The sequence below is a fragment of the Pedobacter psychrotolerans genome (genome assembly GCF_004340665.1).
GTDB classification, from domain to species: domain Bacteria; phylum Bacteroidota; class Bacteroidia; order Sphingobacteriales; family Sphingobacteriaceae; genus Pedobacter; species Pedobacter psychrotolerans.
The window spans coordinates 88200-101017 of sequence record NZ_SLWO01000003.1 but is presented as its reverse complement, the minus strand read 5'-3'; the positions used below and the strand labels follow the sequence as shown (position 1 = coordinate 101017).

The window sequence follows — 12818 nt, the reverse complement described above, 5'->3', positions numbered from 1 at the left end:
ATGGAATCATTAAGTAACAAGAAAAAAGTACTGGAACAAAAGCCGTTGAGCTTTATGGAAAGAATGTACCTTCCAGCTATTGCAAAAGGAATGGGCATTACCATCAGCCACTTGTTCAAAAAAGAAGCAACAGTAAGATATCCGGAAGTTGAACGTGAATTTTCTGCAAACTTCAGAGGAATGCATTCCCTTAAACGTGATGAAAACGGAAAAGAGCGTTGTACTGCTTGTGGTTTATGTGCATTATCTTGTCCGGCTGAAGCAATTACAATGATTGCGGCAGAGCGTAAAACAGATGAAAAACATTTATATCGTGAAGAAAAATATGCCGCCACTTACGAAATCAATATGTTACGTTGCATTTTCTGTGGATTATGTGAAGAGGCTTGCCCTAAAGAGGCCATTTATTTAGATGGACCAATTGTACCTGCTGATTATTTACGTAAGGATTTTATTTACGGAAAAGATAAGTTGGTCGAGGCTCCGTTAGAAATGAAAAAATAATTAAACCCAGTCCGTCATTGCGAGGAACGAAGCAATCCTAATGCGATAGACGTAAAACTAATAAGATTGCTTCGTGCCTCGCAATGACGAGGAGTATAAAATAACAAATTAATGAGTACACAAGTATTCTATTTCGTAGCCACATTAAGTATCATCTTTTCGCTGATGGTGATTTTTGCAAAAAATCCAATCCATAGTGTATTGTACTTAATTCTTACCTTTTTCACATTTACGGTACATTATGTATTGTTAAATGCTCAGTTTTTGGCCGTTGTAAACTTTATTGTTTATATGGGTGCAATCATGGTATTATTCCTCTTCGTATTGATGCTCCTCAACCTGAATAATGAAACAGAGCCATCAAAATCACCCTTGATTAAAATTGTAGGCGTAATTGCAGGTTGTTGCTTGGTTGTAACCTTAGTTGGTTCTTTCAAAGCCGCGACCATTACAAGTCCTTTAATTTTAAAAAATCCGGGATTAGGTTTAGTAGAGAACTTAGGTAAAGAACTTTTTGGGCCATTCTTATTGCCATTCGAATTATCATCTCTGTTACTATTAGCAGCAATGGTTGGAGCAGTTTTATTATCTAAAAGAGATGAGGTAGAAATATAATGGAAAATTTAACTACACAAATGGCTGGCGTTCCACTCAATCATTACATCTATTTATGTGCAATTATTTTCACAATTGGTGTAATTGGCGTGTTAACCCGTAGAAATGCAATCGTAATCTTTATGTCGGTTGAGTTGATGTTAAACGCAGTAAATTTGCTTTTAACCGCTTTCTCGGTACATAGCAACGACCCATCAGGGCAGGTTTTCGTATTCTTTATTATGGCACTTGCCGCTGCAGAAGTTGCAGTGGGTTTAGCGATTATCGTAATGGTTTACAGAAATACGAAATCTATAGATATTAATATTTTAAATCGCCTTAAGTGGTAAATATATAGTAAGAATGACAATAGAACAATTGATTTGGTTGGTTCCTTTACTTCCTTTTTTAGGGTTTGTAATCAACGGGCTGGGCAGAAAATCTTTATCTAAAGGGCTTGTAGGTATTATCGGAAGTGGCGTAATTTTGGCTTCTTTCTTAATCAGCGTAGTTATTTTCTTTAGTTTACAAGGCGACACACAAAAATCTCACGAAGTATTTTTATTCGATTGGATTAGCGCCGGAACATTACACATTCCCTTATCATTCCTGGTTGATCCATTAAGTTCAATCATGCTTTTGATCATTACTGGAATAGGTTTCTTGATCCATTTATATTCTACCAGCTACATGCACGATGATGAAGAATTTGGTAAATTCTTCTCGTACCTGAACTTGTTTGTGTTCTTCATGCTACTCTTAGTCTTGGGTTCAAACTATATCGTGATGTTTATTGGCTGGGAGGGCGTAGGTTTATGTTCCTACTTGTTGATCGGTTTCTGGTATACTAATAGCGCTTATGCATCGGCAGCCAAGAAAGCTTTTGTAATGAATCGTATTGGCGATTTGGGCTTCTTATTAGGTGTATTCTTAATGTTTAACTTTTTTGGAAGTGTGGAGTTCTCGAAAATCTTCCCTCAGGCTGCAAACATGTTACCTGGAAACAATACTTTGGTTTTAATTACCATTTTATTATTTATCGGCGCTTGTGGTAAATCGGCACAATTGCCATTATTTACCTGGTTACCAGATGCGATGGCCGGACCAACGCCTGTATCTGCATTAATCCATGCGGCTACAATGGTTACAGCTGGTATCTACATGATTGCCCGTTCAAGCGTATTATTTGATCTAGCTCCATTTACGCAGCACATTATTGCCATTATTGGTGCAGCAACAGCTTTAGTGGCTGCTATTATTGCCTTAACACAAACAGATATTAAAAAGGTTCTGGCTTATTCTACTGTATCTCAATTGGGATACATGTTTTTAGGTTTAGGTGTTGGTGCTTATACAGGTTCATTCTTCCATGTGTTAACCCATGCATTCTTTAAAGCGTTATTATTCTTAGGGGCAGGTTCCGTAATCCACGCCATGCACCACGAACAAGATATGCGCCATATGGGTGGCTTAAGAAAGAAACTTCCTGTTACATTCTTAACCATGATGATTGGTACCATCGCTATTGCAGGTTTACCACCATTTTCGGGTTTCTTTTCAAAAGATGAAATTTTAGCACATGCTTTCCAATATAGTCCGGTACTTTGGGGAGTTGGTGTATTAACTGCATTTTTAACTGCATTTTATATGTTCAGAATGATGTTCCTTACTTTCTCAGGAAAATATAGAGGAACACACCATGAAGAAAGTCACGTTCATGAATCACCTAAAGCGATGACTATTCCATTAATTATTTTAGCTGTTTTGGCAGCGATTGGAGGTGCTATTAACATTCCTCATATTTTTGGTGGAAATGAATGGTTGGCACATTGGTTATCAGGTGCTGGCGTTGCACAACATGAATTGGATTTAAGCCATTCTACTGAATACACCTTGATGGGCGTTTCGGTTGTTGCTGCAATTTTTGCTTTGCTTTATGCTTACACCAGGTATGTTAAAGGTGCTCGTGTTCCTGTAGCTGATGAAGCACCTCGTTCTGCATTAGCAAAATTATCTTACCGCAAATTTTATCTGGATGAGATCTATGATTTCATCATTACCAAACCATTAGATGCATTATCAAAATTCTTTTACAGAATTATTGATACGAAATTTATTGATGGTATCGTGAACGGACTAGGATGGAGCACATCCGAAGCCAGTAAAGGTATTCGTTTATTACAAAGTGGAAACGTAGGTTTCTATATATTTATGATGGTATTCGGTATCATCGCATTGCTTGCATATACATTTTATTACATCTAAAAAGGGTTCAAAATTAAATAATGGAACAACTTTTATTACTTATATTTCTTCCGCTTGCAGGTGCTATCATCACCGCTTTTGCAGGTAAGTCGGCTAAAATGGTCTCAACCATAATTTCGGTTGCTTCCTTAGTCCTGGCTTTGTTTATCGCCTGTAATTTCATTCCGAATGCGAGCACACAATTTGAAGCAAACCTACCTTGGATTGCTGATTTGGGTATTCGCTTCCATGCAGGTATTGATGGAATCAGCATGTTGGTGGTATTGCTGACTAACTTGTTAATACCAATTATCATTTTATCAAGCTACAAACATGACTATAAAAATCTTGCTGCTTTTTATGCATTGATTTTATTCATGCAAACTGGTTTGCTATTGGTGTTTACAGCCATGGATGCTTTTCTGTTTTATATTGGTTGGGAAGCAGCATTGATTCCAATTTATTTTATTTGTGCATTTTGGGGTGGAAAAGATCGAATTCGCATCAACATGAAATTCTTTGTGTATACCATAGGAGGTTCATTGTTTATGTTAATGGGGATCATTTACCTTTATTTACAAAATCCCGCACATAACTTTGATATCCAGGCATTTTACGCTTTAAATTTAGATAGCGCACAACAGGGGTGGATTTTTTGGGCTTTCTTTATTGCCTTTGCGATTAAGATGCCAATATTTCCTTTCCATACCTGGCAACCTGATACCTATACTGCAGCGCCTACACAAGGAACAATGCTATTATCAGGCATTATGCTCAAAATGGGTATTTATGGCGTAATCAGATGGCTATTGCCAATTGTACCGACAGGAGTTCATGATTGGTCTAGTTTAGCGATGATACTTTCTATTATTGGAATTGTTTACGCTTCACTTATTGCTTTTACTCAGAAAGATGCTAAACGACTTGTTGCTTATTCTTCTATTGCACACGTTGGATTGATTGCTGCTGGGATATTCGCATCCTTTAATCTGGGAAATAATGGAGTACAAGGTATGCAAGGTGCTATGGTTCAAATGTTAAGTCATGGTATTAATGTAGTAGGTTTATTTTTCGTACTGGATATCATTTTCTCAAGAGTTAAAACCAATAAAATTGAAGAATTGGGCGGTATCGCTAAGTTAGCCCCTCAACTGGCTATCACTTTTCTAATTATCGTTTTAGGAACAGTAGCCTTACCGGGTACAAATGGTTTCATTGGTGAATTCTTGTTATTAATGGGCGTTTATAACTACAGTATCTGGGCAGCTGCTATTGCAGGATTAACGATCATCTTCGGAGCAGTTTATATGTTGCGGATGTATCAAAATGTTATGCTAGGTAAAACCAATGAACTAACCATCACTTTCACAGATATTCAAGGAACTGAAAAATTAGTCCTTTACATTATTTGTGCTTTGATCATTATTTTTGGTGTTTATCCAAAACCATTATTGCACTTAACAGAGGCATCTGTACAACATTTATTAGAACAGGTAAATCAAAAATTAACATCAGTAAAATAAGCAATGAATATTATCATAACCATTAGTATAACAGCTTTTATTGTACTTTACGCAGGTTTGTTTAAAGCAAAGAAAGCATTACTGCCGCTTACTGTTGTTGGCTTGCTTACCGCATTAGGATTTACTATCGGCGCATGGAATAGCAATGCTATTCATTTCGGTATGATGCAAACAGATAATTTTGCCCTTGCATTTTCTGGTATTTGTATTGTTGGAACGCTTTTAATTTTTTTATTAACTCAAAATTATTTTCACGCTAAGAGCGATAACGTAGCTGAATATTTTACCCTAATTCTTTTCGCCCTGGCGGGAATGATTATGATGGTATCGTATAAAAACATGGCGATGTTATTTGTGGGGTTAGAGATCATGTCTGTGAGTTTATATATCCTTGCGGGAATACGTAAAAGGGATTTCGCGTCAAACGAAGCTTCATTGAAATATTTCCTGATGGGTGCCTTTTCCACAGGTTTCTTATTATTTGGGATTACTTTAATTTATGGTGCTACAGGTTCATTTGACTTAGATAAAATTCAGGCATATCTGGTTGACAATAGTAAAGCAATCTCGCCGATATTTTATCCAGGAGTAATTTTAATGATGATTGGCTTATGCTTTAAAGTTGGTGCTGCACCTTTCCATTTCTGGACACCTGATGTTTATGAAGGTTCACCAACATTAATTACGACTTTTATGAGTACCGTAGTTAAAACCGCTGGCTTTGCAGCGTTCTTAAGATTGTTTGCCGGTGCGTTTGGGCCACTTCATGAATTCTGGGTACAGCCGTTAATTGTTATCGTTTGCCTAACCCTATTTATTGGAAATGTTACTGCATTGTTCCAAAAGAACTTTAAAAGGATGCTGGCCTATTCAAGTATTTCCCATGCTGGCTATCTGTTGTTTTCTCTTATAGTATTAAGTGCAAATTCAGAAAACAATGTTTTGGTTTATGCAGCAGCTTATACGTTTGCATCAATTATTGCCTTTGCAGTTTTAATCCTGGTGAAACAAAAAACAGGAAGTGATAGCTTCGAAAGTTTCAATGGCTTAGGTAAGAAAAATCCGTTAGTAGCACTTTCCCTTACAGTTGCCATGCTATCATTAGCTGGTATTCCATTAACTGGTGGCTTTATCGGTAAATATTTAATGTTCCTGAACGTGATGGGCGATTATCAGATGCTGTTGGTCGCATTTGCGATTTTAAATGCTCTGGTAGGTTTTTATTATTATTTTAAGGTTATTGTAGCCGTTTGGTTTAAAGATGGTGCAGATATAGAATTAGTTACTCCAACTCAATATAAATTAGTTTTATTGGTTTCAGTAGCGATTACTCTTATTTTGGGTATTTATCCTGCAATTATTTTAAACCTAATATAGGTATACAGTTGTTAGATAATTATTTGTAGTTTTACGAATAATTCAATATGCACGATTTTTGGAATAACCTGCATCACCTGATTGATCCCGAGAAATTATTGAGGGAAGGTGGTTTCTATCTCGTTATATTTGTAATTTATGCAGAAACCGGCTTATTCTTCGGTTTCTTTCTCCCTGGTGATTATTTACTGTTTTTAGCAGGAATGTTTGTAGCAACAGGAAAGCTGGATGTAAATATTGCATTGCTTTTAGCTGGGTTATGTGTAGCTGCAATTTCAGGCAATTTTACGGGTTATTGGTTCGGAAGAAAAACGGGTCCTGTGCTGTACACTAGAAAAGACAGTTTTTTCTTCAAAAAGAAATATCTTAAAGCAGCAGAGCGCTATTATAACAAACAAGGTGCCTTTGCCTTAATAATGGGAAGGTTTGTTCCGATTGTTAGAACTTTTGCACCGATTTTTGCTGGTGTAGTAAGATTAGACTTTAAGCGGTTCGCACTTTACAATGTAGTTGGCGGAGTACTATGGATTTGCTCACTTACATTAATGGGGTATTTCTTAGGGAAAAGGTTTGAAAAAGAAATTAACGATTACTTATTATATATTATTATTGGCTTCATCATTATTACAACTATCCCTTTATTGATTACATTTGTAAAAAGTAAAGTAACAAGTTCTGAAGAAGATAAGACAGATTAAAATTAAAAATGGCAAAAGAAGAAACCCACGCTTGGCATAGCGTATCACCAGGTAAAAACGTACCGGAAATTGTAAACGCAATTATTGAAATCCCAAAAGGCTCAAAAGCAAAATACGAAATAGATAAAGAATCTGGTTTAATTAAATTAGATAGAGTTCTTTTTTCATCAGTAATGTATCCTGCTAATTATGGATTTATTCCACAAACTTATTGTGATGATAAAGATCCTTTAGATATTTTGGTGCTTTGTTCTGTTGATGTTTATCCTATGACACTAATTGAGGCCAAAGTTGTTGGCGTAATGCATATGGTAGACAATGGAGAGCAAGATGATAAAATTATCGCCGTAGCTGCACATGATATGTCTGTAAATTATATCAATGATTTAGATGAATTGCCTCCACATCAAATGAAGGAAATTGTTCGTTTCTTTCAGGATTATAAAGCATTAGAAGATAAAAATGTAACTATTGAACATTTATTAGGTGTTCGCTATGCTCATAAAGTAATAAAAGAGAGCATGGAACTTTATAATACCACATTTAGAGAATTAGCTTAATGGATTTACCCACGGTTTGCTTGTTTTTAAATTTTAAACTAAGCGCAATCCTTCCATCAACAGATTTGGCGATGGTTGCCCTGGAGGAAGCTGATACAGCATCAGTTGGATGGCGGTTATTTTTCGCACTATTTCTAGTAATATTGAATGGATTTTTCGTTGCAGCAGAATTCGCTATTGTTAAAGTCCGCGCCTCACAAATAGAAATAAAAGCAAAAACAGGCAGCAGAGTAGGTAGAATGGCCAAAACAATTATCCACAATTTGGATGGTTATTTGGCCGCCACACAACTCGGTATAACGCTTGCATCACTTGGCTTAGGTTGGGTAGGTGAAGGCGTTATGCATACTATTTTTAAGAACCTCTTTGATAGTTTGCATTGGGGCTTAAGTGATGCAACAATCCATACAACATCTACTATCGTTGCCTTTTCGTTAATCACGATCATGCATATTGTGTTTGGTGAACTTGCGCCCAAATCTTTCGCCATTCAACGGCCAGTAGCTACTACATTATTTGTCTCGGTACCTTTACAAATTTTTTATGTCGTTTTCAGACCATTTATTTGGACACTGAATAGTTTAGCTGCCATAATTCTAAAACCTTTTGGCATTGATACCTCTGCCGGACATGAATCACTTCATAGTTCTGAAGAATTACAATATCTGCTCGAACAAGGTAAAGAAAGTGGTGCCCTAGATAATAACGAACACGAATTAATAAAAAACGTATTTGATTTTAATGAACGTGTAGTTAAAAATATTATGGTGCCCAGAACAAAAATTTCGGGTATTGAATTAACTTCACCAAAGGAAGAAGTGGTGGATACGATTATTAAAGAAGGATATTCCCGTTTGCCTGTCTACGATGATATTATGGATAAAATTGTCGGTATCATTCACGCTAAAGATATTTTGCCTCTTGTTGCTGCAGGTAATCAACACTGGACATTAAATGACATTATTCGTAAGCCTTATTTCGTTACAGAAACGAAAAAGATTAATGATTTAATGAGCGAGCTTCAAAGTAATCGTATTCAGATTGCGATTGTTTTGGATGAATTTGGCGGAACAGCAGGTATGGTTACGCTTGAGGATATTGTAGAAGAGCTTGTGGGAGAAATTCAGGATGAATACGATGAGGAAAAACCATTGGTAGAAAAAGTTTCTGATAACGAGTTTATTGTTAATGCTTTTGCTACGGTTTACGATGTTAATGAACATTTGCCCCACGATTTACCGGAGGATGAAGATTTTGATACCATAGGTGGTTTAGTATCTCATGTTTTTGAACGTATTCCAGAGGTAGGAGAAAGCAATGAATCTTATGGCTACCTATTTACCATTCTGAAGAAAACTGAGCAAAATATTGAAACAATAAAGTTAGAATTGGTCATCAATAAAGAAGATATGGTTGATAATCACTAATTTCAACACATGCATATTTTTTACACACCAGATATTTCACAAAATACTTATACCCTAAACGAAGAAGAAAGTAAACATTGTGTTCGGGTGCTTAGGCTTTCAAAAGGAACGGTAGTTAATCTGGTTGATGGTGTTGGCGGTTTCTATACAGCAGAAATTACGGATGATCATCCTAAGAAGGTCACACTATCCATTCTAAATGTAGAGACTGAATTTCATAAAAGGAATCATTACCTTCATATTGCTGTAGCACCCACAAAAAATATTGATCGGATGGAGTGGTTTTTAGAGAAAGCCACTGAACTCGGGATTGATGAAATCACACCTATTATCACTGATCGTTCTGAAAGGCGTGTAGTGAAAGATGATCGGTTGAATAAAGTGATTACAGCTGCTGTAAAACAATCAATCAAGGCTTATCATCCTAAACTCAATGAAGCCATTTCTTTTGATGATTTTTTAAAACAACCCTTTGATGGCCAGCAATTAATAGCCCATTGTATTGATAATCAACAAAAAAGATACATCTCAGATCTGGTTAAGCCATACGAAAAATATTTAGTTCTTATTGGTCCCGAAGGTGATTTTACTCCTGAAGAAGTTGATTTAGCTTTGAATAAAGGCTATAAACCCTTAACTTTAGGAGAGAACAGGTTGCGTACTGAAACTGCTGCGCTAGCTGTTTGTTTTGAAATCAATTACCTTAACCGATAATCATTTGAAGTTTACAGTGATCAGTTTTCAATCATTAAAAGTGCTAAAGCCTGTGGTTTTTTGCTTTGGTATTTTAGTCTTTAGCTTTATGCTTTCGGCTTTCACCGCTTTACCCCCTTCTTACCGGATGGCTAAATTAAAGTATAGTGGTGGGGGAGATTGGTATGCTGATCGAACTGCACTCCCAAACCTGATTGCGTATTGCAACTCCAATCTTAAAACTAACTTTTATCCTGAAGAAAGCGTGGTGGATGTGGGCTCAAAAGAAATATTTAACTATCCTTTTATTTACATGACTGGGCATGGAAATGTACAGTTTAGTGATCTCGAAGCTAAAAACCTACGTCAATATTTAGTTGGTGGTGGTTTTCTGCATATAGATGATAATTATGGCTTAGATAAATTCATCAGGCCACAAATGAAAAAAGTTTTTCCCGAATTGGCGTTTGTAGAGTTACCATCTAATCATGCTATTTATAATCAAAAGTTTAAGTTTCCAAATGGATTGCCTAAAATTCATGAACATGATAATAAGCGACCTCAGGGTTTTGCATTGATTTATAAAGGACGTGTGGTTTGTTATTATACTTTTGAATGTGATTTAGGTAATGGTTGGGAAGACTTTGGTACTTATCCTGAAGATACACAGGAAACACGTTCAAAAGCTTTAAAAATGGGTGCTAATTTAGTGCAATATGCCTTAACACAATAAATCTATGGATAAGATAGCGGTAAATAAAAATACAGTTTTCAATATTGAGGAAAGCAATGCTAAACTCTCTGTAAATAATCAACCTGTAGAGCTGGACTTGATTAATATATCGGCTTCGGAAGCACATATTTTATATCAAAATCAATCCTTCAATGTAGAGGTTATTGAGGCAAACCAACAAGATAAGACTTGTAAAGTTAAGGTCAACGGAACAATTTATCAAACCAAAGTTGAAGATCGATTTGATCAATTATTGAAAAATCTGGGAATGGATAACTTAACTTCTAATAAAGTTTTAGAAATGAAAGCGCCCATGCCTGGTTTAGTTTTGAAAGTATTGGTTGATGCTGGTGCTGAAGTTAAGAAAGGCGATAATCTTTTAATTCTGGAAGCGATGAAGATGGAGAATATCTTAAAGTCGATGACGGATGGAATAGTTAGTAAAGTATTGATTAAGCAAGGAGATAAGGTTGAAAAGAACCAGATCTTAATCCAATTTAAATAACAATATCTAAATCTCTGTATAAAAAAAGTCCGGATTCAAAACCCGGACTTTTTTATAATTTATCTCCCTTTAACGCGGTAAGGTTTAGGAGGTGGGGTTTTGAAACTTCTTTTTCCAGCAGTGCTGATTTCTGGCGCACCTAACATGGTCATGGCGCAGCGAAATCCAACTTCTGCAGAGGATTCATCCTGTTGCATAAAGCGACGTGTTGCAGGATTTAACCAGTAGGCCATATCGTTCCATGAACCACCTTTATAAACTCTTGACTTATCATTAACCAAGGTTACACCTTCTTCATTAAGCAATAAATTTTGCTTATCACGATAACCTCTTTGATCTGCCTGATAATTGTTGGAAGCAGTAATGGATTGTGGATCAGTAGATTTTGAAATAGAATCTACGCGTTTAGCTTGAGCCTGTTTTTCTGCCCAGGTTTGCTTTCTTCCCGAATATGCATTCTCTTTAATTGGATTACCATATTTATCAAGCGCAATTTTACCGTTTTGGCTATCTTCTAATTTCTTATTGGTGAAATAATTACCACGGTAAGGATTAAAAGCATCTGCATCTGTAAATGTTCCAGTTCTATACACATCATTAACCCACTCATTTACATTTCCAGCCATATTATATAAGCCAAAATCATTTGCGGCATATTGAATAACAGGTACCGTTAAATCACCCTTATCATTCAATGATCCGCCAACACCCATATAATCACCAGGAGCTCTTTTAAAGTTGGCCTGAATCATACCTCTTGTTTTTTTACTGGCTGAACTAACACCTAAGCCATTCCAAGGGTATATTTTATTTTGATTGATGTTTTCATATTCAGTATTACCAATAAGGCCTAAGGCAGCATATTCCCACTCGGCTTCTGTAGGTAAGCGATAAGGCTGCATAATTACACCATCTTCCAATGTTGCTGTTCTACGTGGTTGAGCATTTCCTTTGCCTGTACCAGCAGTTGTTGTTGCTGCGCCTGCCTTTGTATTGTAGTCAACAGGTGCGTTTTTACCTTTATCATCGTACTGGCCATTAAGATAAGCATCTGTATTGAATGGTTTATCTGGCTTAGGTACAGCTGCAGCATTATTTCCCTTGCCAGTCGTGCCTGCACTAAGAGTTTTGTAATCTGTTAAAATACCTTTTTCACGTAAGATAAATTCATTGGCTCTGGAAGTTCTCCATTCACAGTAGCGTGAGGCCTGTTCCCAGGATACACCAACAACAGGATAGTCACGGTAAGCCGGATGCCTCAAATAGTTATCTACGTATGGTTCATTATAAGATAGTGAGCTTCTCCAAACCAATGTATCTGGTAACTCATTGTAATAAAACTCACGGTCTTCAGGATAATTATACCTGATCCAGTGTAGATATTCCAACCAGTCTGTATTGGAAACCTCTGTTTCATCCATATAAAACGAAGGGACTGTAACCTGTCTTTTATAATTGTAGATATTAGGTTCTACACCAGGTATTTCGATGGCGCTTCCACCAACTACTAAAACACCACCCTCAATTGGAATTAATCCAGGTCCGGGTGCGCGTTTGTATTGTGTAGCCACAGCAAAGGCACCAGAAGCATTATTTTTACTTTTGCGATTTGCGTATGGTATGCCTGTTTTACTAGAGCTGTTTCCACCTTTCGAGCTACAACCAGAAAGCAAAACGACTAACGACAAACACGTAAAAGAATATAGTAATAGTTTTTTCATAAGTTACTTTAAAAAAGTATCAACACCAGCAGTTTCAATAGATAAAATTAAACATTTTAAATGAAAATATAAATTTAGTCACAATATAAATTACTGATATATTTTTAAGGCATAACGGATGGTTAGTTTTCATATTGCTTTAGATTTATAATATAAATTGATGCAGAGAAAGCAAGAAACTAAAATAGTAGTAGAAATTATTACTGATAAATTAAATAGCTACTTTAAAAGAATACAAT

Annotated in this window: 13 protein-coding genes; 12 read left to right on the top strand and 1 reads right to left on the bottom strand. The window is 36.2% G+C overall.

Annotated elements, in window-relative coordinates; all coding sequences use genetic code 11:
• The 12 genes from EV200_RS07820 (at position 1) to EV200_RS07765 (ending at position 10858) form a co-directional block, all read left to right on the top strand.
• A complete protein-coding gene (locus tag EV200_RS07820; RefSeq protein ID WP_029282034.1) occupies positions 1-504 on the top strand; it encodes a NuoI/complex I 23 kDa subunit family protein in 504 nt (167 codons plus the stop codon).
• A 111-nt stretch (positions 505-615) separates the two neighbouring features.
• The gene (locus tag EV200_RS07815) at positions 616-1119 is read left to right on the top strand and encodes an NADH-quinone oxidoreductase subunit J family protein (RefSeq protein WP_132530880.1); all 504 of its coding nucleotides are present in this window, start codon (positions 616-618) and stop codon (positions 1117-1119) included.
• Complete coding sequence (gene nuoK / locus EV200_RS07810; RefSeq protein ID WP_132530878.1) at positions 1119-1448, top strand: NADH-quinone oxidoreductase subunit NuoK; 330 nt, start codon at positions 1119-1121, stop codon at positions 1446-1448. Before EV200_RS07815 ends, nuoK begins: the two co-directional genes overlap by 1 nt.
• 19 nt (positions 1449-1467) lie before the next feature.
• A complete protein-coding gene (nuoL, locus tag EV200_RS07805) occupies positions 1468-3363 on the top strand; it encodes an NADH-quinone oxidoreductase subunit L (protein WP_132532164.1) in 1896 nt (631 codons plus the stop codon).
• Between the two features lie 20 nt (positions 3364-3383).
• Positions 3384-4865 (top strand): complex I subunit 4 family protein, encoded by a 1482-nt coding sequence (locus tag EV200_RS07800; protein ID WP_132530876.1) that lies wholly within the window; start codon positions 3384-3386, stop codon positions 4863-4865.
• A 3-nt stretch (positions 4866-4868) separates the two neighbouring features.
• Complete coding sequence (locus EV200_RS07795; RefSeq protein WP_132530874.1) at positions 4869-6242, top strand: NADH-quinone oxidoreductase subunit N; 1374 nt, start codon at positions 4869-4871, stop codon at positions 6240-6242.
• A gap of 47 nt (positions 6243-6289) precedes the next feature.
• Complete coding sequence (locus tag EV200_RS07790; RefSeq protein ID WP_132530872.1) at positions 6290-6940, top strand: DedA family protein; 651 nt, start codon at positions 6290-6292, stop codon at positions 6938-6940.
• A gap of 8 nt (positions 6941-6948) precedes the next feature.
• Positions 6949-7500, top strand: a complete 552-nt coding sequence (locus EV200_RS07785) for an inorganic diphosphatase (RefSeq protein WP_029282047.1) — start codon at positions 6949-6951, stop codon at positions 7498-7500.
• Positions 7501-7571: 71 nt separating this feature from the next.
• The gene (locus EV200_RS07780; protein ID WP_165877910.1) at positions 7572-8927 is read left to right on the top strand and encodes a hemolysin family protein; all 1356 of its coding nucleotides are present in this window, start codon (positions 7572-7574) and stop codon (positions 8925-8927) included.
• Between the two features lie 9 nt (positions 8928-8936).
• The gene (locus EV200_RS07775) at positions 8937-9641 is read left to right on the top strand and encodes a 16S rRNA (uracil(1498)-N(3))-methyltransferase (RefSeq protein ID WP_132530868.1); all 705 of its coding nucleotides are present in this window, start codon (positions 8937-8939) and stop codon (positions 9639-9641) included.
• Positions 9642-9729: 88 nt separating this feature from the next.
• Positions 9730-10353: a DUF4159 domain-containing protein gene (locus EV200_RS07770; RefSeq protein ID WP_132532161.1), complete on the top strand. Its 624-nt coding sequence runs from the start codon at positions 9730-9732 to the stop codon at positions 10351-10353.
• Between the two features lie 4 nt (positions 10354-10357).
• Positions 10358-10858: an acetyl-CoA carboxylase biotin carboxyl carrier protein subunit gene (locus EV200_RS07765; RefSeq protein ID WP_132530866.1), complete on the top strand. Its 501-nt coding sequence runs from the start codon at positions 10358-10360 to the stop codon at positions 10856-10858.
• A gap of 59 nt (positions 10859-10917) precedes the next feature.
• Here EV200_RS07765 and EV200_RS07760 read toward each other — a convergent pair whose 3' ends face one another.
• Positions 10918-12579 (bottom strand): SUMF1/EgtB/PvdO family nonheme iron enzyme, encoded by a 1662-nt coding sequence (locus EV200_RS07760; RefSeq protein ID WP_165877890.1) that lies wholly within the window; start codon positions 12577-12579, stop codon positions 10918-10920.
• Positions 12580-12818: the final 239 nt, after the last annotated feature.

Excerpts from the sequence above, each read along its gene's own strand:
- EV200_RS07820 (WP_029282034.1), top strand. The coding sequence starts at position 1 with ATGGAATCATTAAGTAACAAGAAAAAAGTACTGGAACAAAAGCCGTTG.
- EV200_RS07815 (WP_132530880.1), top strand. The coding sequence starts at position 616 with ATGAGTACACAAGTATTCTATTTCGTAGCCACATTAAGTATCATCTTT.
- EV200_RS07790 (WP_132530872.1), top strand. The coding sequence starts at position 6,290 with ATGCACGATTTTTGGAATAACCTGCATCACCTGATTGATCCCGAGAAA.
- EV200_RS07765 (WP_132530866.1), top strand. The coding sequence starts at position 10,358 with ATGGATAAGATAGCGGTAAATAAAAATACAGTTTTCAATATTGAGGAA.
- EV200_RS07785 (WP_029282047.1), top strand. The coding sequence starts at position 6,949 with ATGGCAAAAGAAGAAACCCACGCTTGGCATAGCGTATCACCAGGTAAA.
- nuoK (WP_132530878.1), top strand. The coding sequence starts at position 1,119 with ATGGAAAATTTAACTACACAAATGGCTGGCGTTCCACTCAATCATTAC.
- EV200_RS07795 (WP_132530874.1), top strand. The coding sequence starts at position 4,869 with ATGAATATTATCATAACCATTAGTATAACAGCTTTTATTGTACTTTAC.
- EV200_RS07775 (WP_132530868.1), top strand. The coding sequence starts at position 8,937 with ATGCATATTTTTTACACACCAGATATTTCACAAAATACTTATACCCTA.
- EV200_RS07770 (WP_132532161.1), top strand. The coding sequence starts at position 9,730 with ATGCTTTCGGCTTTCACCGCTTTACCCCCTTCTTACCGGATGGCTAAA.
- EV200_RS07800 (WP_132530876.1), top strand. The coding sequence starts at position 3,384 with ATGGAACAACTTTTATTACTTATATTTCTTCCGCTTGCAGGTGCTATC.
- EV200_RS07760 (WP_165877890.1), bottom strand. The coding sequence starts at position 12,579 with ATGAAAAAACTATTACTATATTCTTTTACGTGTTTGTCGTTAGTCGTT.
- EV200_RS07780 (WP_165877910.1), top strand. The coding sequence starts at position 7,572 with ATGGTTGCCCTGGAGGAAGCTGATACAGCATCAGTTGGATGGCGGTTA.